Consider the following 21,836-nt stretch of genomic DNA (forward strand, 5'->3'; position numbering starts at 1 on the left):
TTATAAAGATCGCACAATGATAAAACGTTTTATCGACAGGCAAGGGAGTCAGCCAGCAGGTTATGGCAATCGCAAAAAAGATCACCATCAATGATGTGGCACTGGCCGCCGGCGTCTCCGTGAGCACCGTTTCGCTGGTGCTGAGCGGCAAAGGGCGCATCTCCAGCGCCACCGGCGAGCGGGTTAATCAGGCCATTGAGCAGCTGGGATTTGTGCGCAACCGTCAGGCCGCCTCGCTGCGCGGCGGACAGAGCGGGGTGATTGGCCTTATCGTCAGCGATCTCTCTAAACCGTTCTATGCCGAGTTAACCGCCGGCCTCACCGATGCCCTGGAGAGGCAGGGGAAAATGGTGTTTCTCACCCAGGGGGGACGCAGCGGCGAGAAGATGGCTCAGCGGTTTGATACGCTGGCGGCGCAGGGGGTGGACGGGGTGATCATCGCCGGGGCCATCGACCGCGGCAGCGAGCTGCGCGAGCGGGCGGCGGAGGCGGGGGTGCCGCTGGTGTTCGCTTCCCGCGCCAGCTATCTCGACGATGTCGACCTGATCCGCCCGGACAACATGCAGGCGGCGCAGCTGGTGACCGAGCATCTGATCCGCCGCGGCCATCAGCGGATCGCCTGGCTTGGCGGCCAGAGCTCGTCGCTAACGCGCGCCGAGCGGGTCGGCGGCTATTGCGCCACCTTGCTGAAATACGGTCTGCCGTTTCACAGCGAATGGGTGCTGGAGTGCGAGTCGAGCCAGAAGCAGGCGGCGGAGGCGATGACCGCGCTGCTGGGGCAAAATCCGACCATCACCGCGGTGGTGTGCTACAACAACGTAGTGGCGACCGGCGCGTGGTTCGGACTGCTGCGGGCTGGAAGGCAGAGCGGGGAAGATGGCGTCGACAGCTACTTCGAGCAGCGGGTGGCGCTGGCGGCGTTCGCCGATGTGCCCGAGGCCGCGCTTGACGACCTGCCGCTCACCTGGGTCACCACCCCGGCGCGCGAGATGGGCAAAACGCTGGCGGAGTCGATGCTGCGGCGGCTGGAGGAGGGCGCGGGCGAGACGCGAAACCAGATCATGCCCCCGCGGCTGGTGACGAGAAAATGACGGAGACGGCGCGCGGTGGCCGTCTCCTGAGCCGATACGTTACGGCTGCGGGGCGGCGTCGTCCTGCTGAGGCGCGGCGTCATCCTGCTGCGGCTGGCCGTCCTGCGGCGCGCCGTCCGGTAGCGAAGGCGCTTCCAGACCAAACATCGCGGCAAAATCCTCCAGCGGCATTTTCTGGCCGTTCAGCGTCACCTGGCCGTTCGCGTACTGCAGGCTGCTGCTGATGGCATTATCTTCCATGGTGGTGATGCGGAACATCTGGCCCATCGCCGCCAGGCCTTTGACCTGCTGATCGGCGAGTTTGGCGGCGTCGGCTGGCTGGTAGCCTTCCAGACCGGCGATCTTAGTCATAAACTCCGTCGCCATATCCACCGGGATCACCACTTTGCCGTCAAGGGACTGCACCACGCGATCCAGGCTGTCCGCCAGCGTCTGCGGCGGAGCGGTCACCTGGGCCGGATCTTTCAGCAGAACCGAGAGGTTGAGGGTGCTTTCGCCTTTGGCATTGCGCCAGCTCAGCGGGGAGATGGTCACCGACGGATTGCCCTTAAGCAGGATCGGCAGCGCATTGAACAGGGTTTCGGTAAGCGCCTGCTGGTACAGCTCCGGGTTCTGCGCCAGCTCTGGCTTCGCCAGCAGCGCCTGAGACTGCGCGCTGTACTGCTGGCTGAACTGGTGCCACGCCTGACCGTCGACGTTATCCACTTTCAGCGTCAGTTTGCCGCTGCCCATATCCTGACCCTGCAGCTTAAGGCTGTTGACGGTATAGTTCACCTGGCTGTTCACGGCTTTGCCGTCCTTGGTCAGCGTCGAGCCGCCGTCCAGCGCCATGCCGTCAACCAGCGCCAGCTCTTTGCCTTCGACGCTGATGGCCAGTTTATCGAGGGTCATTTTTTGCTGGCCGATACGCTCGTTGAAGCTGGCCAGCTCGGTGGCGCCGTCGGTGGTCAGGTTGACGAAGCGCAGTTGCACCTTCTGGTTATATTCGTTGAGGGCATCGATCTGACCGCTGCCGGCCTGGCCCTTCAGGCTGATGTTTTTGCCGTCGCGATCGGCGTCGAGCTGGAACTGGCCGCCGCTGAAGGTGACTTTCTCATCCCCTTTGGCGTAGTCGAGGGCATTGAGAACGATCGCCGACTGGCTGTCGCCGCTGTAGGCGATGCGCGTATCTACGGTGAAGGGGGTAGTGCCTTTGGCTATCTCGAACAGCGCCTGGCTGGCGTCGTTTTTCACCAGCGTGGTGTGGACCGAAGCCATCGCCGGAGCCAGATTAAAGGTTTTTAACGAGGCCAGCGGGAAGGGGCCGTGATCGACCACCTCGTCAAGCACCACGCTCTGTCCGGCGGCCAGCCAGCCGTTAGCCTGACCGGCGATGGGCTTCACCACCAGCTGCAGATGGCTGCTGAACAGCCCGCGCTGGTAGTCCTGATAGCTCAGCTCCAGACCTGACTCCGGCGCGCTGCTGCGTAGCTGTGCGTTAGCCTGCTGCACCATATCGGCAATTCGGCCTTCCAGCTGTTTACCGGTGTACCAGGCGCCGCCTGTCCATACCACGCCCAGCGCCACGATGATTCCTGCTGCGACCAGCGATTTTTTCATAGCATTTGTCCATAAATGAAGCCAGGCGGAGAGACCGCCTGGCTGAGTTGTCATAATCAGTAAGCGCGACCTGAAAGGTCAGTCGTTTACTGGAGCTTATTGAACACGCGCGCCACGCGGCCATGGCCGCTGACCTGCACCGGCGATTCATTGGCGGCCACAAAGGCCGATTCGCCCGGCTTGAGGGTCAGGCTCTGGTCGCCTTTGCGCAGCACGGCTTCGCCGTCGACGCAGAAAACGATCGCCGCGCTCGCCTGGGCCAGATCGCTGGCCTCGGTGGAGAGATCGTGCAGCGAGAAGGCAAAATCTTCCACCGGGATCGGGAAGTCCAGTTCCGCGCCGTGGCGCTGCGGCTGGGTCAGCAGCTCACCCGCCGGTTTAGCCTCGAACTTGACGTTGGCCACCAGCTCAGGGATATCAATGTACTTCGGCGTCAGGCCGGCGCGGAGCACGTTATCCGAGTTGGCCATCACCTCCAGCGCTACCCCTTGCAGATAAGCGTGCGGCGTTTCGGCAAACAGGAACATCGCTTCGCCAGGATTCAGCTTCACCACGTTCAGCAGCAGTGGGGAGAAGAGGCCGCTGTCGTCGGGATAGAATTCCGCGATCAGGCGGATGGTCTGCCACGGTTCGCCCTGCTCACGGTCCAGCACCTCGCGCAGCGCCTGCAGCGCCTGGGCTTTTTCCTCGCCCTGCATATTCAGCAGGCTGGCAAACAGCTGGCTCAGGCGAGTCGCGTCCGGCTGCTGCAGGAAGGCGCCGATCGCCGGGTGTGCGTTGGCCACCGGCTGCAGCAGGCTGACAATTTCGCTGAACTCGCGAAACGCGTTCATCGCCAGGAACGGGGTCAGGGCGAAAACCAGCTCCGGCTTGTGGTTCGGATCTTTGTAGTTACGTTCGGCGGCGGAGAGGGGGATGCCGGCGGCGTTCTCGCGGGCGAAACCCTCTTCGGAGGCCTGCTTGTTAGGATGGACCTGAATGGAGAGAGGCTGCGCGGCGCACAGCACTTTAAACAGGAACGGCAGCTCACCGAAGCGTTGCGCCACTTTGTCGCCGAGCAGGGCGGCTTTATCCGCGTCAATCACCTCGCGCAGCGAACGCGGCTGGCCATCGGCCGTCAGGACCTGCGAGCTGCTCTTCGGATGCGCCCCCATCCACAGCTCTGCCATCGGCTGGTTGTCCGGGTTGGCGATGCCATACAGTTCAGTTAAGGCGGTATGGCTTCCCCAGGCATAGTTCTGTACGGCGTTGATCAGCTTTTGCATTCTCATTCCCTGTATCAATCAAAGTAAAATTATCGCCCTATTAAACCAGCAAACGCTGGAGAAGCAACTGCTGAAAGAAAAAGTCGTCCCTGTCTCAGTTTTTGTTAAAAAATTGTGTAAGATTGATCGACTCGCTTTTCTACAGGCACATGGAGTCCCTGCCTGAAACATAATCAGCCAAAGCAGTAAGTGAGAGTACAATGTCGAATAAACCGTTTGTTTACCAGGATCCTTTTCCCCTCAAAAAGGATGACACCGAGTATTATCTCCTCAGCAGTGATTACGTCTCCGTCGCCGAATTTGCCGGCCAGGAAGTGCTAAAAGTTGACCCTCAGGCGCTGACCCTTCTGGCGCAGCATGCCTTCCACGACGCCTCCTTTATGCTTCGCCCGGCGCATCAGCAGCAGGTGGCGGATATCCTGAACGACCCGGAAGCCAGCGAAAACGACAAATACGTCGCCCTGCAGTTCCTGCGCAACTCCGATATCGCCGCCAAAGGCATTCTGCCCACCTGTCAGGACACCGGCACCGCGATCATCATGGGTAAAAAAGGCCAGCGCGTCTGGACCGGCGGCGGCGATGAGGCCGCCCTGGCGCAGGGGGTGTACAACACCTATATCCAGGACAACCTGCGCTATTCGCAGAACGCCCCGCTGGATATGTATAAAGAGGTCAACACCGGCACCAACCTGCCGGCGCAGATTGACCTCTATGCTACCGATGGCGATGAGTATAAATTCCTCTGCATCGCCAAGGGCGGCGGCTCGGCTAACAAAACCTATCTGTACCAGGAAACCAAAGCGCTGATCACCCCGGCGAAGCTGAAAAACTATCTGGTCGAGAAGATGCGCACCCTGGGGACCGCCGCTTGTCCGCCGTACCATATCGCCTTTGTCATCGGCGGGACTTCGGCGGAAGCGACGCTGAAAACCGTCAAGCTGGCCTCCACCAAATACTACGATGGCCTGCCGACCGAAGGTAACGAACATGGGCAGGCTTTCCGCGACATTCAGCTGGAGCAGGAGCTGCTGGTAGAAGCGCAGAACCTCGGCCTCGGCGCGCAGTTCGGCGGCAAATATTTCGCCCACGATATCCGCGTGATCCGTCTGCCGCGTCACGGCGCTTCCTGTCCGGTAGGGATGGGCGTCTCCTGTTCCGCCGACCGCAACATCAAAGCCAAAATCAACCGCGACGGCATCTGGATTGAGAAGCTGGAGAGCAATCCGGGGAAATATATCCCTGAGCATCTGCGCCAGGCCGGGGAAGGCGAAGCGGTGAAAGTGAATCTTAACCAGCCGATGAGCGAGATCCTGGCGCTGCTGTCGCAGTACCCGGTGTCCACGCGTCTGTCGCTGAGCGGCACTATTATCGTGGCCCGCGATATCGCCCACGCCAAGCTGAAAGAGCTTATTGATAATGGCGAAGCCCTGCCGCAGTACGTGAAAGATCACCCGATCTACTACGCCGGCCCGGCCAAGACGCCGGATGGTTACGCCTCCGGCTCCCTCGGCCCGACTACCGCAGGGCGCATGGACTCATACGTCGATCTGCTGCAGTCGCACGGCGCGAGCAAGATCATGCTGGCGAAAGGCAACCGCAGCCAGCAGGTCACCGACGCCTGCCACAAGCACGGCGGCTTCTACCTCGGCAGCATCGGCGGCCCGGCGGCGGTACTGGCTCAGCAGAGCATCCGCAGCCTTGAGTGCGTGGCGTATCCGGAACTGGGGATGGAGGCTATCTGGAAAATCGACGTGGAAGACTTCCCGGCGTTTATTCTCGTCGATGATAAAGGCAACGACTTCTTCCAGCAGATCCAGACATCGCAGTGCGCCCGCTGCGTGAAGTAAACCTGGCCGCCCTTCGGGGCGGTTTTTTTATGCCGCTTCGCGGCACGAACCACCAAAACAACTTTTCAATCTGGCCAATACTTACTCTTTTAAGCAGATGAGCTTTGTCGCTATGACGCACTTTTCATCCAAGGAGAAAGTAATGACAACGCATCGCAGTGAAAAAGACTCGATGGGCGCCATCGACGTCCCGGCCGATAAACTCTGGGGCGCCCAGACCCAGCGTTCTCTGGAGCATTTCCGCATCTCGACCGAAAAAATGCCCGGGGAACTGATATACGCCCTCGCTCTGACCAAGCGGGCGGCGGCGAAGGTCAATCAGGATCTTGGCCTGCTGACGCCGGAGAAAGCCGGGGCGATCGTCGCCGCCGCTGACGAAGTGCTGGCCGGAAAACACCCCCAGGAGTTTCCGCTGGCTATCTGGCAGACCGGTTCCGGCACCCAGAGCAATATGAATATGAACGAGGTGCTGGCCAACCGCGCCAGTGAACTGCTCGGCGGTGAGCGGGGGATGGCGCGAAAAATCCATCCCAATGACGATGTCAATAAAAGCCAAAGCTCGAATGATGTGTTCCCCACCGCCATGCACGTCGCGGCGCTGATTGCCCTGCGGGAAAAATTGCTCCCGCCGCTGCAGGCGCTGCGGGCCACGCTCAACGAAAAAGCGGTGGCCTTCAGGGATATCGTTAAGATCGGTCGCACCCATCTGCAGGACGCCACGCCGCTCACCTTAGGCCAGGAAATCTCCGGCTGGGTGGCGATGCTGGACCACAACCTGAAGCATCTTGACGCCAGCCAGCCGCATCTCGCCGAGCTGGCGCTGGGCGGGACGGCGGTGGGGACCGGGCTGAATACCCATCCGGAATATGCCGTGCGGGTGGCGGCCGAACTGGCCTCGCTCAGCGGACAGCCGTTTGTCACCGCGCCGAACAAATTCGAAGCGCTGGCCACCGTCGATGCCCTGGTCCATGCCCACGGCGCGCTGAAAGGTCTGGCGGCCTCGCTGATGAAAATCGCTAACGATGTCCGCTGGCTGGCCTCCGGGCCGCGCTGCGGGATTGGGGAAATCGCCATCCCGGAAAACGAGCCCGGGTCATCGATTATGCCCGGCAAGGTCAACCCGACGCAGTGCGAAGCCCTGACCATGGTCTGCTGCCAGGTGATGGGTAACGACGTGGCAGTGAATATCGGCGGCGCCTCGGGTAACTTCGAGCTCAACGTCTATCGGCCGATGGTCATTCACAACTTCCTGCAGTCGGTGCGTCTGCTGGCGGACGGCATGGCGAGCTTTAACGAGCACTGTGCGGTGGGGATTGAGCCGAATCGCGAGCGGATCAACCAGCTGCTCAACGAGTCGCTGATGCTGGTGACCGCGCTGAATACCCATATCGGCTATGATAAAGCGGCGGAGATCGCCAAAAAAGCGCACCATGAGGGGCTGACCCTGAAGGCCTCGGCGCTGGCGCTGGGCTACCTGACGGAAGCCGAATTCGACAGCTGGGTGCGCCCGGAGCTGATGGTCGGCAGCCTGGCTACTCGCTAGCCAGCCAGAGGTGCAGGCGAGGGATCAGTAATCTCAGCGACTGCGCCTCCGGTTTGTAGCGGTATTGCACGTTGTCGGCATCGTAGTTGAGCAATTCGCCAATATCCGGCACGCTGACCCCCTGGCTGCCGGATATCAGGGCGATCAGCGGGCTGGGGCAGGCGTACTGCACCTGTTTCTGCTCGCTGGCATACCAGACGCGGGCAATCGGCTGTACTTTCACCGGCCGTTTAATTTTCAGCCGCGCCCGCTGCGGCAGGGCGGCGATATCCTGATACTCCCTCTCCAGTTTGCTCTGCCACTGCTCGCGGGTCCAGGGCGGCACCGCCCGCGGCGATTGCAGGCTTTTCTCCAGCATCATCAACACCTGGTCGCGGGTCAGGTTTTTGATCACGTGCTTATTGGCCCAACCGAAGCGGATAGTGCTCGGGTCGAGAAGGGGCGTTAGCGTGCGATAGGCGCTGAGGGTAATTAATCCAGGCAAATGGCGATGCACCCACTCAAAGCGGGCGGTGGGGGGCAGGCCAGAGTCGACGGTGACGATTTTCTCGAAGGTGGCCTTAAGGGTGTTGATCTGCTGAATGCGCGCCAGCAGCGCCTGCTGTTCCGCGGCGGTGACCTGCAGGCAGATAGCACCCGGCAGGCGGACGGCGGCTTTGCTGCTGCGGGTTTCCGATTGCTGCTGGATAAACAGATGGCCATAGTGTCGCAGGGCGAGATCCAGCGCCGCCTCCCCGGTGTGCTGGACGACAGTAATGTTCGCCAGCGGGTCATGCTCGGCATCTTTACTGATTGCCGGCAGCTCAAACACCCGGCCCGCCAGCAGTCGACAGGTCGTTAACGCCTGGCGCAGCGCCTGCAGCTCCAGCTCGATCTGGCGAAAGGTATCATTCAGACGTTCAACGAGGTCGTAGCTGGCCATCGCATTCACCTTAGTTACAACATACTATTCGATTTTTACAGCATACCCAGCCCGCGGCCGCTGCGCAACTTTTATTCAGGCAGAGGTAAAATCGGGCAACTGATGATAGACCGGCCAGCTAAAACAGAAGCGGGCGCCGCCGAGAGGACTGGCCTCGCAACGAACCTCGCCCCCCATCGCCTGGGCGATACTGTGGACGATGGCCAGGCCGAGGCCGCAGCCTCCGGTCGCCCGATCGCGGCTGGGGTCAAGACGAACAAAAGGCTCGAACACCCGCTCGCGCTCCTCGGGGGCAATGCCCGGGCCGTCATCATCGACCTGCAACGACGCGCGGGAACCCTGCAGGGTCAGGCTGACCGCCACCCGCTGACTGCTGTAGCGCAGGGCGTTATTCACCAGATTATCCAGCACCCGCTCCATCAACCGCATATCCAGCGCGCCATAGTTGCCGCGGGTCAGCGTCGCCAGGCCGACCTCGCGCTGCGGGTTGACCATCTGGATATCCTCGACGTGGTCGCTGATCCAGGCGGGAAAATCGGGGGTGGTCAGGCTGAGCTCCGTCTGCGGGCGGTCGAGACGGGCGTAGGTCAGGAGCTCTTCAATGAGCGCCTCCAGTTGGCCGATATCACGGTTCAGCGCCTGCGATTCCGCCTCGGTGAGGTTTTCGCTCATCTCCAGACGGTAGCGCAGGCGCACCAGAGGCGTCCTGAGCTCATGGGCGATGCCGTCAATCAGTTGCTTTTTGCTGGCAATGAGGGCGTTAATGTTGTCGGCCATCTGGTTAAAGGCCACCCCGAGCCGCTCAAAGCTGGACATGCTGTCAAAATGAATACGCTCGCTGAGGTGGCCTTCGCCAAAGCGCTGGGCGGCGGTCTCAATGCGCAGCATGTCCTGCCAGTGCGGACGCATCCAGATAAACACCGGGAAGGCCAGCGAGATAGCGATAAACGCCATCAGCGCCACGTCCAGCAGGCGCATTTCATGCAGAAAATAGAGATAGGGTACCGGGCCCACGGATAACACATAGTGGCTGCGGGGGATGCGCTGGATAAAGGTGTACTGGTCGTCGAGCGCAACAATATCCCCAGCTCGCAGGTGCTGCATCGAGCTTTCCGACAATTTAAATTTGCTCATCGGCTCGATGTGCAGGTCGAACGACAGATTAAGGTCCAGCTCTTTAAGCGTCTTGCTCCAGTCGCGAGGCGGAATTTCCCGCAGCTCGCTGCGCATCAGATACAGTGAGCTTTTCATCAGATCGTCAAGCGACTGCCTTCCGGCGCGTTCAGCGGTAAATTTATAGACCAGGCCCACCAGCATGGTCATCACCAGAAAGCAGACGAAGAGCAGAAGATAGAACTGCACGAACAGCTTTTTCATTACATTACCGCATATTCAAAAAGAGAAACCTGCCGGCGCCCCGGACCATCTGCAGGGCAGGGCGAAAACGTCACGGATTTACCGGGGCGAGCCGAAGCCCGCGCGGGCATAACCGATACGCTATCAAAGCAGGGTTTATGCCCCCTGACAATAGCCAGCCGGGGGGAGCTACGTCGTTAAAAATGTGACAGTGTCACTCATTGCGGGCTTACGTCTGCATGAGGCCAGGATTGTGGCCAGCGTATTCTGCGCGCCGCTGGGCGCTACTCGCGATAGTAGGGTATATCCACCGGATAGAGGGTGGCCAGGCTCAGCAGCCGACAGCGCACCAGCTGTTCTGCTTCGGCATACCAGTAAGCAAATTCGCCGGTGGTCTGGTGGTAAATCATCTGATCAAGATTAGCAAACGGGATCACCAGCAGCGGCCCCTGGCGCACGTATCCGCCGCCGGTTTCGAAATGGTGATCTCCCCAGGATTGCTGGGTATGTTGATAGCGGTGAAGAAGCACCTTAATCTGCCCGCGCTGTGGACAGAGGAGCCGGATATCGGCGTTGTCGAGAGAAAAAGCCCAGCCAGAGAGTGACGTGAAGAGAGTAAGTGCCAAAAGTACAACGTATTTCATCATGCAAAAGTCCTGTGTTTTCAGGCTTTATGCCACTCTGACAACGCTAAGTCCTTGAGCACAATCATATTGAGGGGTTATGTGATGGGCTTCTGTACGGCGAAACATATTGATTTACTCAATATGACAAATGGGCGGCGGTCAGCCAGCGCGAAGGTGGCGAAAAAATGCGATGCGCTTGCCGCCGGGGAACAGGCGGTGAAACGGGCCCCTTTCAGGGCCGCAGACTGACCGCTCAGTTATCCCAGGCGTGGGGGGCGAAGAGGTAGCCTTTGTTGCGTACCGTCTTAATCCGGTAGGGTTCGGTGGCGTTGTCGAGCAGTTTTTTGCGCAGGCGCGAGATAGCGACGTCAACGCTGCGATCCATCCCGTCGTAGGTGACGCCGCGTAAATTTTTCAGCAAGGCGTCGCGGTCCATAATCTGCCCGGCGTGGGTGGCCAGTTCCCACAGCAGGTCGAAATCGGCGGTGGACAGGGCGATGCTTTCTCCGCCGAGCAGCACCTGGCGGTTGACCGGGTCAATGGTCAGTGAGCCAAAGGAGATGGTCTTGTGCGGGGTCAGCGTCGAAGGCGCGCCTGTACCCGCCGGGGCGATATGCTGGCGCAAATGCAGACGCAGTCGCGCCAGCAGCACCGCCGGCGGTGTGGTCTTCAGGATATAATCGCTGGCACCCATCTCCAGGGAGAGGATATGGTTCATATCGCTGTCGAGCGAGGTCAGCAGAACAATCGGCCCTTGCCATTGCCCACGCAGATCGCGACAGAGGGTCATTCCGTCCTTGCCGGGCAGCATAATGTCCAGCAGCACGAGGTCCGGTTTCTCCCGCGCGATCACTTCCTCTGCGCGGTCGCCGCGAGGCTCGACCACCACCTCCATATCATGCTTGCCGAGATAGGCGGCGATCAGCGCTCCTACCTCAGGATCATCCTCAACAAAAACGATTTTATTCATGTCTATTGCACATCAGTAAAAGAAGTAACATACACCGCGGCTATTTTACCCGCCATTCCTGTTTTATAAACAGCGCCAATTCCGCTATGCTGCGCTAACTTGTTGATTCATTGTTAAGGCATATGGACATGGGGCTGTTAATCAAAGGGCTGCTGGGCGCGCTGGTGGTGGTGCTGATTGGCGTGCTGGCGAAAACCAAAAACTACGCCATCGCCGGGCTTATTCCGCTGTTTCCCACCTTTGCGCTCATCGCCCACTATATTGTTGCCAGCGAGCGTGGTATTGAAGCCCTGCGCGCCACTATCGTGTTCGGCATGTGGTCGATCGTTCCCTATTTTATCTATCTGCTGTCGCTGTGGTACTTCACCGGCATCATGCGCCTGCCGTTAGCGCTGGCAGGCGCAGTGGGGTGCTGGGGGCTGTGCGCCTGGCTGTTGATTGTTGGCTGGAGCCGCTTCCACTAACGCAGAGGGCGACCGCCGTCGACGGCGTATGACCGGCCGGTCACGTAGCGGCTGGTAAACAGATAGTCGATAAGGTCGCTGATCTCTTTCTCGCCCGGGGCGATTTTCATCAGCGATTTATCCAGCGCCTGCTGACGATAGGCCTCGTCGTCACCTTCATTGAACATGATCAGCGACGGGGCTATAGCGTTGACTTTGATCTCTGGCGCCAGCTTGCGGGCGAAGGAGCGGGTCATGTTGTCCAGCGCGGCCTTGCTGGCGGCGTAGGCGATATGTTTATCGCTCCCGCGCTCCACCACGTAATCGGTGATATGGATAATGTCGCTGGCGGCATGGCCGTGGCCGCGCAGGAGTTCTTCCAGCGCGTGGTTGAGCAGATAGGGGGCATGGACGTGGATCTGCATCATGCGGTTGATCACCGTGCTGAGCGGTACTCCCGGCTTCTCCGCCATCCAGTCGCTGGCGTTGTGGATGATGGCCCGCAGGCCGCTGGTATGCGATTTAACCGCTTCGGCAAAGGTCAGAATGCCGTCATCGCTGCTGAAGTCGGCCTGCAGACAGAGAGCGCCTGCCTGGCGCAGGTCATCGATCGCCGGATAGGGCGTGCGATAGCTGACGATGACCGGCTGATGGTGCTGCAGAAAATGGTGCGCCAGCGCGAGGCCGATGCGGCGGCCTCCTCCTGTGATCAGAACCGGGCGGGGCTGTAGTTCAGCCATGGGTATCTCCTTTGATTTAGGCGGCAGGGCGACCGCTTACCCCACCAGCATCCACGTTGCCGGCACAGCGGCAACCAGCAATAAACCAATTAGCGCCAATTCGCGGCGTTTGAGCGAACGATCGTGCTGGTGCGTACGCCGCGCGTACAAAAAGACCAGAAGACCCGGAGCGTAAAGTACCACTGACAACAGCAAATGCACAGGTCCCGACGCGTATAATAACCATAAGCCATAAATGCAGGCGCCGATACCCACCGCTTGATGCAGCGGACGGGTGGCGATTTTCAGCAAAAAGGCGCCGACCAGCAGATAGGGCACGAGGATCATCTCTGACGCAATAGTCAGCAGGGTGCCGTAGTCCGAACCGGTCAGCCAGATCAAAACCAGCGACGCCTGAACGCTGATATTGGTCAGCCACAGCGAGGCGGAGGGGGCGTTGTTGCGGTTCTGACGGGCGAACAAGCGCGGGAAGGCTTTGTGGGTGGCCGCGAGGTAAGGCACTTCGGCGGCCATGATGGTCCAGCTGAGATAGGCGCCGCACACCGACACGATAAGCCCGGCGGCAATCACAATTTCACCCCACGAGCCCATCAGTCTGACCATCAGTCCCGCCATCGACGGGTTGCGCATTTCGGCCAGTTCGCTACGCGGCACCACACCCAGCGACAGCAGGGTGACCAGCAGATACACCGCGAGGGCCGAAAGCACCGCGAGCAGCGTCGCGCGCCCAACGTCGCGCTTGTGACGCGCGCGGGCGGAGACCACCACCGCGCCTTCGACGCCGATGAACACCCACAGAGTGATCAGCATCGTGTTTTTAACCTGCTCCCACACCGGTACGCCCAGCGCCACGCCGCTGAAATCGAGGCGGAACGTATCCAGCTGAAAGGCCAGGGCGGCGAGGGCGACAAACGCCCCCAGCGGCAACAGCTTGGCGAGGGTCGCGACCAGGTTAATCCCCGCCGCCGTCTGCACCCCACGCAGGACCAGAAAGTGGACTACCCACAGCAGAACTGAAGCGCCGACGATCGACTGCCAGGTGTTGCCATCACCAAACAGGCGCAGCTCAGGAGTATCGGTGAAGAAACTGAGCGCCGAAAAGACGATCACCAGATAGGAGACATTAGCGATCACCGCGCACAGCCAGTAGCCCCACGCGGAACAGAAGCCGATCAGCTCGCCGAACCCTTCACGGGCGTAGGTGAAGATCCCGCCGTCGAGGTCGGGGCGAATACGGGTCAACAGCAGCATCGCGAAGGCGAGGAACAGGATCCCGACGCCGGTGATCGCCCAGCCGATGAGCAGAGCGGAAGGGCTGGCCACGGCCGCCATATTTTGCGGCAAACTGAATACGCCAGCGCCGAGCATTGAGCTAAGGACCAGGGCGGTCAGGGCGCTCAGGCCCAGTTTCTTTTCCATTGCATTCCCGAGGTGAAAATGGCTGTTCCAGAATATTTATTTTGCGAAATCGCATAAAAATGGAAGATTGCGCTAAGGCGCGGGATTTTACGGAGTGTCCGGGGGCCATGCAATGGCGGGGGATGAAAAAAAATGAAAAGGCGGCGATGCGCCGCCTTTTTAGCCAGTCAGCAGCGATTATTTGTACAAATCGGCGCTGATGGTGATGTTGCCGCCGCGTTCCTGCCACTGGCGGGTAATGTGGTAGTACTTCGCCCCTTTCTTCGCCGCGCGTTTCGCCGTCTGATAAGAGATTTCCGTCATGTTGCCATAGTTGCCGGTGAACTTGATGTTATCGAACGGCACCATTTGCGCCGCGGTCACTTTGTTCACTTCTTCAACTTTGGTGCCGTCCGGCAGCGTGACAGTGTAACGTCCGCCTTTCGACGACTGGGTCTCGAAGAAACGACCTACGCCGGTGCCGGAGCCAACCGCCGCGGTGGTGGCGACGCCCGGGATTTCGACGTTTTTTGCCGCTTCGCCGCCTTTGGCCAGCGCCGCGCGGCCGGCTTCAGAATCAGCCGGGATAGCGTCCGGGCTCTGCAGAACGCGTTTCTCCGCATCTTTTTTGTAGATATAGGCGGTAATGCGCTGGTTGCCGCCCTGGTTGGCGTCCACCTGGCGGACGATGAAGAACGCATAGGCGCCTTTCGCTTTCGCCGCTTTGGTGATGGCGTCGTTCACTTCCGGCTGACTGCGATAGAAGCCCTGGACGGTGACGGTGTCGTAAGGCATCAGCTCAACGGCCTGATCTTTCGGCAGCTCCATCACGCCATTGATGATGCGATTTTTCGGCGCATCCGCTTTCGGCGCGTCGTCTTTATAGAGGTCAGCCGTGACGCGCCAGTTGCCGCCATTGCCGTAATCCGACGTGTCGACAACATAGAATGAGGCCGCGCCGTCTTTGTCAGCTTTGCGCGATACCGCTTGCACCGCGTCGCCAATGGCATTAAACCGGCCGGTGACGACAACGCGATCGTAGGGCTTCAGCGCAGCCGCCTGCTCCGGGGTCAACTCGGTCGCTGCGTGGGCAGACAACGTGGCGGTTGTCAGGAGAGCAGACGCCAGGAGGGTGTTTTTAAGCTTCATAAAAATAATCCTTTGCCTTGCGCAAACCATATACTGGTGTTGTTGTTGACTGAAAACGTTTGATTATTGCATTTAATCGCTGTGACTGTCTGCGTCATTTTTTGCTTGCCGCCCGAATCGTATACCACGGAAAGATAACATTTTTCGATATGTTGAAAAAACAGCCGCTTGACCAGCAAAAACGATAATCGATACCACTTTTATTAGTTAATGTAATGTTAATACAATGATCTCAATGGCGATAAATGGCGTTTTATACCACTGGATAAGCGGATTATCAGGCCTGAAAGGCAAATACAGGTAAATATTGCTGCCCGGAACCATCTGTGCTGACAATAAGCAATAAAATCAAAATTTCTGTTTTATCGCTGTAGATCACAATCGCTATTTTCAGTAGGTTATAAAAAGTTTGTTACTGTTTCATTTTGCAGACAGCGAAAGACGGCGAGGACGATTTTGCCGTCCTGTCGTTGTTGGTCAGAAAAGTAAACCATCATCAAAAACCGATGGAAGGGAAAACTATGCGTATTGGTGTACCACAAGAAAGGCTAGCCCTGGAGACCCGGGTCGCCGCCACGCCGAAGACCGTTGAGCAGTTGCTCAAACTCGGCTTTAGCGTCGCGGTAGAAAGCGGCGCCGGGAAGCTGGCCAGCTTTGACGATGAGGCCTTCGCCCAGGCGGGGGCTGAGATCGTGACCGGCGATGAGGTGTGGCAGTCTGATGTCATCCTCAAGGTCAATGCTCCGAATGACGATGAAATTGCCCTGTTGAATCCAGGAACCACGCTGATTAGTTTTATCTGGCCGGCGCAAAACCCGCAGCTGATGGAGAAACTGGCGGCCCGCAATATCAACGTGATGGCGATGGATTCGGTGCCGCGTATCTCCCGCGCCCAGTCGCTGGATGCGCTCAGCTCAATGGCCAATATCGCCGGGTACCGCGCTATCGTTGAAGCGGCCCATGAATTCGGCCGTTTCTTTACCGGGCAGATTACCGCGGCAGGCAAAGTTCCGCCCGCCAAAGTGATGGTTATCGGTGCCGGGGTGGCCGGTCTGGCGGCGATTGGCGCCGCCAACAGCCTGGGGGCGATTGTTCGCGCCTTCGATACCCGTCCGGAAGTGAAGGAGCAGGTGCAGAGTATGGGCGCCGAATTCCTCGAACTGGATTTTAAAGAGGAAGCGGGCAGCGGCGACGGCTATGCCAAGGTGATGTCCGAGGCCTTTATTCAGGCCGAAATGGCGCTGTTCGCCGCCCAGGCGAAAGAGGTCGATATTATCGTCACCACGGCGTTAATTCCGGGCAAGCCGGCGCCGAAGCTGATCACCCGGGAAATGGTTGACGCCATGAAGTCGGGCAGCGTGGTGGTCGATCTCGCCTCGCAAAACGGCGGCAACTGCGAGTACACCGTGCCGGGCGAAGTGGTGACCACCGCCAACGGCGTGAAAATTATCGGTTATACCGACCTGCCAGGCCGTCTGCCGACCCAGTCCTCCCAGCTCTACGGCACCAACCTGGTGAACCTGCTGAAGCTGCTGTGCAAAGAGAAAGACGGCAATATCGTCATCGATTTCGATGACGTGGTGGTGCGCGGTGTGACCGTGGTGCGTGAAGGCGAAATCACCTGGCCGGCGCCGCCGATTCAGGTCTCCGCTCAGCCGCAGGCCGCGGCGAAAAAAGTGGAAGCGCCGAAAGAAGAGGTGAAACCGGCGTCGCCGTGGCGCAAATATGCGCTGATAGCGCTGGCGATTATTCTCTTCGGCTGGCTGGCCAACGTGGCGCCTAAAGAGTTCCTCGGCCATTTCACCGTCTTCGCGCTGGCCTGCGTGGTGGGTTACTACGTGGTATGGAATGTCTCCCATGCGCTGCATACGCCGCTGATGTCGGTGACGAACGCCATTTCGGGCATTATCGTGGTTGGCGCGTTGCTGCAGATAGGCCACGGCGGCTGGGTCAGCTTCCTGAGCTTTATCGCGGTACTGATCGCCAGCATTAATATTTTCGGTGGTTTTACCGTGACTCAGCGCATGCTGAAAATGTTTCGCAAAGGATAAGGGGTAGCACATGTCTGGTGGATTAGTTACAGCTGCATACATTGTTGCTGCAATCCTGTTTATTTTCAGCCTGGCGGGTCTGTCGAAACACGAAACCTCGCAGCAGGGCAACTATTTCGGCATCGCCGGGATGGCCATCGCCCTGATCGCCACTATTCTGGGTCCGGACGCCGGCAACGTCGGCTGGATTATCCTCGCGATGGTGATCGGTGGGGCAATCGGTATTCGTCTGGCGAAGAAGGTCGAAATGACCGAGATGCCGGAGCTGGTGGCCATCCTGCACAGCTTCGTTGGCCTGGCGGCGGTGCTGGTAGGGTTTAACAGCTACCTGCAGCATGAAACCGGCATGGAGCAGATTCTGGTCAATATCCATTTGACCGAAGTGTTCCTCGGCATCTTCATCGGCGCGGTGACCTTCACCGGTTCGGTAGTGGCGTTTGGTAAACTGCGCGGCAAGATCTCCTCCAAACCGCTGATGCTGCCTAATCGCCATAAGCTTAACCTGGCGGCGCTGGTGGTTTCCTTCATCCTGATGGTGATTTTTGTGCGCTCCGACAGCACCGGCACCCAGGTCCTGTGCCTGCTGGTGATGACCGCGATCGCGCTGGCCTTCGGCTGGCACCTGGTGGCCTCCATCGGCGGCGCGGACATGCCGGTGGTGGTCTCGATGCTCAACTCCTACTCGGGCTGGGCGGCGGCGGCGGCGGGCTTTATGCTGAGCAATGACCTGCTGATCGTCACCGGCGCGCTGGTGGGCTCTTCCGGCGCCATCCTCTCTTACATTATGTGTAAGGCGATGAACCGCTCCTTTATCAGCGTGATCGCCGGCGGCTTCGGCACCGATGGCTCCTCCAGCGGCGGCGATGAAGAAGTGGGCGAGCACCGCGAAATTAGCGCCGAAGAGACGGCGGAGATGCTGAAAAATTCGCACTCGGTCATCATCACCCCGGGCTATGGTATGGCGGTGGCCCAGGCGCAGTATCCGGTGGCAGAAATTACCGAGAAGCTGCGGGCGCGCGGCATTAAGGTGCGCTTTGGCATTCACCCGGTCGCCGGCCGTCTACCGGGACATATGAACGTCCTGCTGGCGGAGGCTAAAGTGCCTTACGACATCGTGCTGGAGATGGATGAGATCAACGATGATTTCAGCGATACCGACACCGTGCTGGTCATCGGCGCTAACGATACCGTCAACCCGGCGGCGCAGGACGATCCGAAGAGCCCGATCGCCGGCATGCCGGTGCTTGAGGTGTGGAAAGCGCAGAACGTGGTGGTCTTTAAGCGTTCGATGAACACCGGTTACGCCGGCGTACAGAACCCGCTGTTCTTTAAAGAGAACACCCATATGCTGTTCGGTGATGCCAAAGCCAGCGTCGATGCGATCCTGAAAGCGCTGTAATGTAACATTATTGTTTTACAACGTTTGTTTATAAGCCGTCTCCTGTGAGACGGCTTTTTTATATGCACAAGGATGCCAGGGATTGTTCATAAAATAAGCGGTAAAAGGTGATATAATGTTCCGGTTCTTACATCAGACAGAGGATATTATGGATACCGAGTTAACCCCAACGCAGATGGCCATCGAATTCTTACGCCGCGACACCACCGTCATGACTCCAGCGCAGTATCTGAAAAAACTTAAACTGCTGGAACTGGAGTTTGCTGACCTGATGGCGCTCTCCTCGCTGGAGCTGAAAGAAGAGATCGATCTGGCCTGGCGTCTGGGTATCCACTGAGTCGTTCAGGGTCGCCATGCCATGACGGGGCCGCAAGCGGCCCTTTTTTGTGCCTGAGGGAAAGCGGGCAAAAAAATCCCCCGCGAGACGGGGGATGATGAACGTTCCGGGAGGGAAGATTAATCGTCGTCGTCGTCGTCCAGTTCCACCGGCGTCTGATAGGCCTCTGGTTTAAGCACCAGCAGATCGCAGCGCAGGTGGTCGACAACCTGCTCCGCGGTATTGCCAAGGAACGCCGCGGAGAGGCCGGTTCGTCCGACCGTACCCAGCACCACGATCCCCGCCTGCAGATGCTCGGCGAGATCCGGGATCACCTCCTCAGGCAACCCTTTTTCCACGTGGGTGAATTTCTCGTCAATGCCAAACTTCTGCCGCAGGGCTTTCATCGCCAGCAGATGCTGGCCGCGGATGGCGTCGTTGTAGACGCTGGGATCGAAATCCGGCAGCTCAATCGCGATATTGATCGGGGTGACCGGATAGGCGCCGATAAGGTGCACTTCAGTGTGGTTGACTTCTTCCGCCAGCGACAGGGTCTCGCGCACCAGCTTCTCGTTGAGGGTGTTGTGATAATTTTCTTCACTGGCCAGATTGACGGCGACCAGCGCTTTACCGCCTTCTGGCCATGGCTGGTCTTTCACCATCCAGACCGGGCAAGGGCACTTACGCAGCAGATGCCAGTCGGTCGGGGTGAAGATCACCGCTTCCAGCTTGTCGTGTTGGTGGGCCATCTTCAGCAGCAGGTCGTGTTTCTCACTGATCACTTCCTGAATAATGGCTTCGAAGGGGCGGTTGTGCCACACCACCTTCACGTCAATCGGCACACCGGATTCAAGATAGAATTTCGCCTGCTCGCGGATCCAGGCCGTTCGTTGGGCAATGACGCCCTGACGCATCGCCGTACGTTCATCCGGCGACAGCAGGGTGGTCATTTCATAAGAAAAATCATAGATCGGCAAAAAGGCTTTGATGCGTCCACCAATCCGTTGGTGCAGGTACACCGCTCGCCTTAGTGCCGGCTGGTCGTCCTGGTTAGGATCGATTACTACCAGCATGCTCTGATACTTCGCCATACAGGGTCTCCTTACAACTGCAGCTACCGTCAGTTATTAAAAAGATAACCTATATGGATGAATTGAAACAGGGGAGGAGCCTGGTCAGATCAACAAATCTGAAAAAATTGCCGATCCTGACCAGGTGTTGCGCGGAGATTAAGCGACGTTACGCGCCTGACCGGCCAGCTGGGCCAGCAGGTCGCCGTTTTCAATGGTGATGTATTTGCCTTTCACCGCCAGCATGCCGCTCTTCTGGAAACGCCCCAGCAGACGGCTGATGGTTTCGACGGTGAGGCCGAGATAGTTGCCAATGTCGCCGCGGGTCATGGTCAGACGGAACTCACGGGGAGAGAAACCGCGCTGCGCGAAACGGCGGGACAGGTTATAGATAAACGCGGCCAGGCGCTCTTCGGCGTTCTTTTTGGAAAGCAGCAGGATCATATCCTGGTCGCCTTTGATCTCACCGCTCATCAGGCGCATCATCTGCTGACGCAGATTCGGCATTTTTCCGGAAAGATCGTCGAGGGTTTCAAAGGGGATCTCGCATACCATCGACGTTTCCAGCGCTTGGGCGAAGCTCGGGTGCAGGCCGGTGCCGATGGCGTCAAAGCCCACCAGATCGCCCGCCAGGTGGAAGCCGGTAATCTGCTCATCGCCTTGCTCGGTGATGGTGTAGCTTTTGATGGTCCCGGAGCGAATGGCATACAACGATTTCAGCTCATCACCGGCTTTGAACAAGGTTTGACCTTTCTGGATGGGCTTTTTCCGCTCGATAATATTATCCAGCTGATCAAGCTCGTGCTCGTTCAGAGTAAAGGGGATGCAGAGCTGGCTGATACTGCAATCCTGACAATGGATAGCACAACCGCCAGACTGAATGCGTCGAATAATTCGCTTCTCAGGGATCATATGTCTGCTCAGGCCTTAATTGATATTGGTCAATTTTAACATCTTTTTGATGAGCAGGTAAGTCTTCAGGCTCTGAAACACGTAATATCAGCAGGGGAAATCAAAACAGGCTGATATCTGCTTGATTAAAAATAGATTATTCAGCCACATTTGATTGTAAAATTACCTGAAAATTCCAGAAAAGGCATTTTCAGTCAAAGCAACAGATAGCCCTCGTGGCGCAGAAGCCACTCTTTACGCTGCACGCCGCCGGCATAGCCGGTCATCGTACCGTTACGTCCGATGACCCGATGGCAAGGCACCACAATACTCACCGGGTTGGCGCCATTGGCGGCCCCCACCGCGCGTGCCGCGCCGGGACGACCGAGCGCTTCGGCCAGCTGACCGTAGTGCATCACCTGGCCGCAGGGGATATCGCGCAACGCCTGCCAGACCTGGCGCTGGAAAGGGGTGCCGGCGGTGGCGGTAGGCAGGGTCTCGATAACGGCCAGGTCGCCGGCAAAATAGTCGTTCAGCTTACTGCTGAGACCGCCCGGATTGCGGCAGTCAACGCGCTGATAGCCTTCCCGGCGATAGTGTACGTCGAGCAGGGTTTCCATCCGATCGCGGTGCTCGTCCCACTCGACGGCGCGTAAATTAAACTGTTCGTCGCAGAGTACCCACAGCGCCCCCAGCGGGGTATCCATTTTATCCTGCAGCAAGGTCAACATCGTTTCAGTCATCCACCATCGTACACGAGGGCCACACGATACCACGCGCCGGCGGCGGTCAACTATACTCCCAAAAGATAAACCCGTATTCCCGGCCGGCTTCCTGCGGCCTGTACGTTGATTTATTTTTGGATCGATCCTGGCGGGTTATCGGGCATGGTTTTTGCTATTTTTAAGCTGACGACGCCGGTCCTCCGCGCCGCTTTGCGCGCCCGGGAAGGTGCCACCGCGTCGTCGCGGCGCGGTTAATAACTCAGAGGTGGGGCTATGCAATATATACTGACTGGCGTAATCGTATTGATCTTCAGCGGCCTGGTTATCCACGGCCTCACGCTGTTGCTCGAACGCGGGTATCGCGCGCTTTTCGGCATCTTCGCCGGAGCCGCAGATGTCCCCCGTAAGGTCAAAATGAAGGTGCCGCGTTAAGAG

General features: G+C 58.7%; 20 protein-coding genes. 8 read left to right on the forward strand and 12 right to left on the reverse strand.

The features are described 5' to 3' along the window. The first annotated feature begins 62 nt into the window (after positions 1-62). Complete coding sequence (locus ABLU73_RS11305) at positions 63-1,091, forward strand: Mal regulon transcriptional regulator MalI (protein ID WP_023318138.1); 1,029 nt, start codon at positions 63-65, stop codon at positions 1,089-1,091. A gap of 39 nt (positions 1,092-1,130) precedes the next feature. Here ABLU73_RS11305 and ABLU73_RS11310 read toward each other — a convergent pair whose 3' ends face one another. Both ABLU73_RS11310 and manA read right to left on the reverse strand, forming a co-directional pair. Continuing rightward, positions 1,131-2,690 carry a YdgA family protein gene (locus ABLU73_RS11310; protein ID WP_087832867.1) on the reverse strand — a complete coding sequence of 520 codons (1,560 nt, stop codon included), beginning with the start codon at positions 2,688-2,690 and terminating at the stop codon, positions 1,131-1,133. An 86-nt stretch (positions 2,691-2,776) separates the two neighbouring features. Then, a complete protein-coding gene (gene manA / locus ABLU73_RS11315; RefSeq protein ID WP_064150126.1) occupies positions 2,777-3,955 on the reverse strand; it encodes a mannose-6-phosphate isomerase in 1,179 nt (392 codons plus the stop codon). Between the two features lie 200 nt (positions 3,956-4,155). Between manA and fumA the strand changes: the two genes are divergently transcribed. Both fumA and fumC read left to right on the forward strand, forming a co-directional pair. Continuing rightward, positions 4,156-5,802 (forward strand): class I fumarate hydratase FumA, encoded by a 1,647-nt coding sequence (gene fumA, locus ABLU73_RS11320; RefSeq protein ID WP_087832869.1) that lies wholly within the window; start codon positions 4,156-4,158, stop codon positions 5,800-5,802. 142 nt (positions 5,803-5,944) lie between these two features. Beyond that, complete coding sequence (gene fumC / locus ABLU73_RS11325) at positions 5,945-7,345, forward strand: class II fumarate hydratase (RefSeq protein WP_004887066.1); 1,401 nt, start codon at positions 5,945-5,947, stop codon at positions 7,343-7,345. On the opposite strand, the gene tus is transcribed toward fumC, so the two are convergent. The 4 genes from tus to rstA all read right to left on the reverse strand — a co-directional run bounded on the left by tus (position 7,335) and on the right by rstA (position 11,219). Next, a complete protein-coding gene (tus, locus tag ABLU73_RS11330; RefSeq protein WP_017898702.1) occupies positions 7,335-8,267 on the reverse strand; it encodes a DNA replication terminus site-binding protein in 933 nt (310 codons plus the stop codon). The genes fumC and tus overlap by 11 nt on opposite strands. A gap of 75 nt (positions 8,268-8,342) precedes the next feature. Beyond that, on the reverse strand, positions 8,343-9,644 hold the full coding sequence (rstB, locus tag ABLU73_RS11335; RefSeq protein ID WP_017898701.1) for a two-component system sensor histidine kinase RstB: 1,302 nt from the start codon (positions 9,642-9,644) through the stop codon (positions 8,343-8,345). Positions 9,645-9,907: 263 nt separating this feature from the next. After that, positions 9,908-10,270, reverse strand: a complete 363-nt coding sequence (locus ABLU73_RS11340; RefSeq protein WP_004887058.1) for a hypothetical protein — start codon at positions 10,268-10,270, stop codon at positions 9,908-9,910. A gap of 232 nt (positions 10,271-10,502) precedes the next feature. Beyond that, positions 10,503-11,219 (reverse strand): two-component system response regulator RstA, encoded by a 717-nt coding sequence (gene rstA, locus ABLU73_RS11345; RefSeq protein ID WP_004887056.1) that lies wholly within the window; start codon positions 11,217-11,219, stop codon positions 10,503-10,505. Between the two features lie 128 nt (positions 11,220-11,347). On the opposite strand from rstA, the gene ABLU73_RS11350 reads away from it, so the two are divergent. Further along, a complete protein-coding gene (locus ABLU73_RS11350) occupies positions 11,348-11,683 on the forward strand; it encodes a GlpM family protein (protein WP_004887053.1) in 336 nt (111 codons plus the stop codon). On the opposite strand, the gene folM is transcribed toward ABLU73_RS11350, so the two are convergent. The 3 genes from folM to ydgH all read right to left on the reverse strand — a co-directional run bounded on the left by folM (position 11,680) and on the right by ydgH (position 14,949). Next, positions 11,680-12,402 carry a dihydromonapterin reductase gene (gene folM, locus ABLU73_RS11355; RefSeq protein WP_264923490.1) on the reverse strand — a complete coding sequence of 241 codons (723 nt, stop codon included), beginning with the start codon at positions 12,400-12,402 and terminating at the stop codon, positions 11,680-11,682. The genes ABLU73_RS11350 and folM overlap by 4 nt on opposite strands. 36 nt (positions 12,403-12,438) lie before the next feature. Continuing rightward, positions 12,439-13,821: an amino acid permease gene (locus ABLU73_RS11360; protein WP_023318146.1), complete on the reverse strand. Its 1,383-nt coding sequence runs from the start codon at positions 13,819-13,821 to the stop codon at positions 12,439-12,441. 177 nt (positions 13,822-13,998) lie between these two features. Beyond that, the gene (ydgH, locus tag ABLU73_RS11365) at positions 13,999-14,949 is read right to left on the reverse strand and encodes a DUF1471 family protein YdgH (RefSeq protein WP_004887044.1); all 951 of its coding nucleotides are present in this window, start codon (positions 14,947-14,949) and stop codon (positions 13,999-14,001) included. A gap of 521 nt (positions 14,950-15,470) precedes the next feature. Here ydgH and pntA point away from each other — a divergent pair. The 3 genes from pntA (at position 15,471) to ABLU73_RS11380 (ending at position 18,736) form a co-directional block, all read left to right on the forward strand. Beyond that, a complete protein-coding gene (gene pntA, locus ABLU73_RS11370; protein WP_264923489.1) occupies positions 15,471-17,000 on the forward strand; it encodes a Re/Si-specific NAD(P)(+) transhydrogenase subunit alpha in 1,530 nt (509 codons plus the stop codon). Between the two features lie 10 nt (positions 17,001-17,010). Continuing rightward, positions 17,011-18,399 carry a Re/Si-specific NAD(P)(+) transhydrogenase subunit beta gene (gene pntB, locus ABLU73_RS11375; protein ID WP_004887040.1) on the forward strand — a complete coding sequence of 463 codons (1,389 nt, stop codon included), beginning with the start codon at positions 17,011-17,013 and terminating at the stop codon, positions 18,397-18,399. Positions 18,400-18,547: 148 nt separating this feature from the next. Beyond that, on the forward strand, positions 18,548-18,736 hold the full coding sequence (locus ABLU73_RS11380) for a YdiH family protein (RefSeq protein ID WP_004887037.1): 189 nt from the start codon (positions 18,548-18,550) through the stop codon (positions 18,734-18,736). A 119-nt stretch (positions 18,737-18,855) separates the two neighbouring features. On the opposite strand, the gene uspE is transcribed toward ABLU73_RS11380, so the two are convergent. The 3 genes from uspE to ogt form a co-directional block, all read right to left on the reverse strand. After that, a complete protein-coding gene (uspE, locus tag ABLU73_RS11385; protein ID WP_004887033.1) occupies positions 18,856-19,806 on the reverse strand; it encodes a universal stress protein UspE in 951 nt (316 codons plus the stop codon). Positions 19,807-19,944: 138 nt separating this feature from the next. Further along, positions 19,945-20,697, reverse strand: a complete 753-nt coding sequence (gene fnr / locus ABLU73_RS11390; protein ID WP_004887031.1) for a fumarate/nitrate reduction transcriptional regulator Fnr — start codon at positions 20,695-20,697, stop codon at positions 19,945-19,947. Positions 20,698-20,891: 194 nt separating this feature from the next. Next, positions 20,892-21,407 carry a methylated-DNA--[protein]-cysteine S-methyltransferase gene (gene ogt / locus ABLU73_RS11395; RefSeq protein ID WP_004887029.1) on the reverse strand — a complete coding sequence of 172 codons (516 nt, stop codon included), beginning with the start codon at positions 21,405-21,407 and terminating at the stop codon, positions 20,892-20,894. Positions 21,408-21,674: 267 nt separating this feature from the next. Between ogt and ABLU73_RS11400 the strand changes: the two genes are divergently transcribed. Next, positions 21,675-21,833: a hypothetical protein gene (locus tag ABLU73_RS11400; protein ID WP_032455956.1), complete on the forward strand. Its 159-nt coding sequence runs from the start codon at positions 21,675-21,677 to the stop codon at positions 21,831-21,833. Positions 21,834-21,836: the final 3 nt, after the last annotated feature.

Origin of the sequence: Klebsiella sp. GG_Kp175 (genome assembly GCF_040062325.1) — a bacterium.
Classification (GTDB): Bacteria; Pseudomonadota; Gammaproteobacteria; order Enterobacterales; family Enterobacteriaceae; genus Klebsiella; species Klebsiella quasipneumoniae.

What these genes read in the sequence shown, in the direction of transcription:
- ABLU73_RS11360 (WP_023318146.1), bottom strand. Translation starts at nt 13,821, where the DNA reads ATGGAAAAGAAACTGGGCCTGAGCGCCCTGACCGCCCTGGTCCTTAGC.
- ABLU73_RS11350 (WP_004887053.1), top strand. Translation starts at nt 11,348, where the DNA reads ATGGGGCTGTTAATCAAAGGGCTGCTGGGCGCGCTGGTGGTGGTGCTG.
- tus (WP_017898702.1), bottom strand. Translation starts at nt 8,267, where the DNA reads ATGGCCAGCTACGACCTCGTTGAACGTCTGAATGATACCTTTCGCCAG.
- ABLU73_RS11400 (WP_032455956.1), top strand. Translation starts at nt 21,675, where the DNA reads ATGCAATATATACTGACTGGCGTAATCGTATTGATCTTCAGCGGCCTG.
- pntA (WP_264923489.1), top strand. Translation starts at nt 15,471, where the DNA reads ATGCGTATTGGTGTACCACAAGAAAGGCTAGCCCTGGAGACCCGGGTC.
- fumA (WP_087832869.1), top strand. Translation starts at nt 4,156, where the DNA reads ATGTCGAATAAACCGTTTGTTTACCAGGATCCTTTTCCCCTCAAAAAG.
- folM (WP_264923490.1), bottom strand. Translation starts at nt 12,402, where the DNA reads ATGGCTGAACTACAGCCCCGCCCGGTTCTGATCACAGGAGGAGGCCGC.
- uspE (WP_004887033.1), bottom strand. Translation starts at nt 19,806, where the DNA reads ATGGCGAAGTATCAGAGCATGCTGGTAGTAATCGATCCTAACCAGGAC.
- pntB (WP_004887040.1), top strand. Translation starts at nt 17,011, where the DNA reads ATGTCTGGTGGATTAGTTACAGCTGCATACATTGTTGCTGCAATCCTG.
- ABLU73_RS11310 (WP_087832867.1), bottom strand. Translation starts at nt 2,690, where the DNA reads ATGAAAAAATCGCTGGTCGCAGCAGGAATCATCGTGGCGCTGGGCGTG.
- fumC (WP_004887066.1), top strand. Translation starts at nt 5,945, where the DNA reads ATGACAACGCATCGCAGTGAAAAAGACTCGATGGGCGCCATCGACGTC.
- rstA (WP_004887056.1), bottom strand. Translation starts at nt 11,219, where the DNA reads ATGAATAAAATCGTTTTTGTTGAGGATGATCCTGAGGTAGGAGCGCTG.
- manA (WP_064150126.1), bottom strand. Translation starts at nt 3,955, where the DNA reads ATGCAAAAGCTGATCAACGCCGTACAGAACTATGCCTGGGGAAGCCAT.
- ABLU73_RS11340 (WP_004887058.1), bottom strand. Translation starts at nt 10,270, where the DNA reads ATGATGAAATACGTTGTACTTTTGGCACTTACTCTCTTCACGTCACTC.
- rstB (WP_017898701.1), bottom strand. Translation starts at nt 9,644, where the DNA reads ATGAAAAAGCTGTTCGTGCAGTTCTATCTTCTGCTCTTCGTCTGCTTT.
- fnr (WP_004887031.1), bottom strand. Translation starts at nt 20,697, where the DNA reads ATGATCCCTGAGAAGCGAATTATTCGACGCATTCAGTCTGGCGGTTGT.
- ABLU73_RS11380 (WP_004887037.1), top strand. Translation starts at nt 18,548, where the DNA reads ATGGATACCGAGTTAACCCCAACGCAGATGGCCATCGAATTCTTACGC.
- ydgH (WP_004887044.1), bottom strand. Translation starts at nt 14,949, where the DNA reads ATGAAGCTTAAAAACACCCTCCTGGCGTCTGCTCTCCTGACAACCGCC.
- ogt (WP_004887029.1), bottom strand. Translation starts at nt 21,407, where the DNA reads ATGTTGACCTTGCTGCAGGATAAAATGGATACCCCGCTGGGGGCGCTG.
- ABLU73_RS11305 (WP_023318138.1), top strand. Translation starts at nt 63, where the DNA reads ATGGCAATCGCAAAAAAGATCACCATCAATGATGTGGCACTGGCCGCC.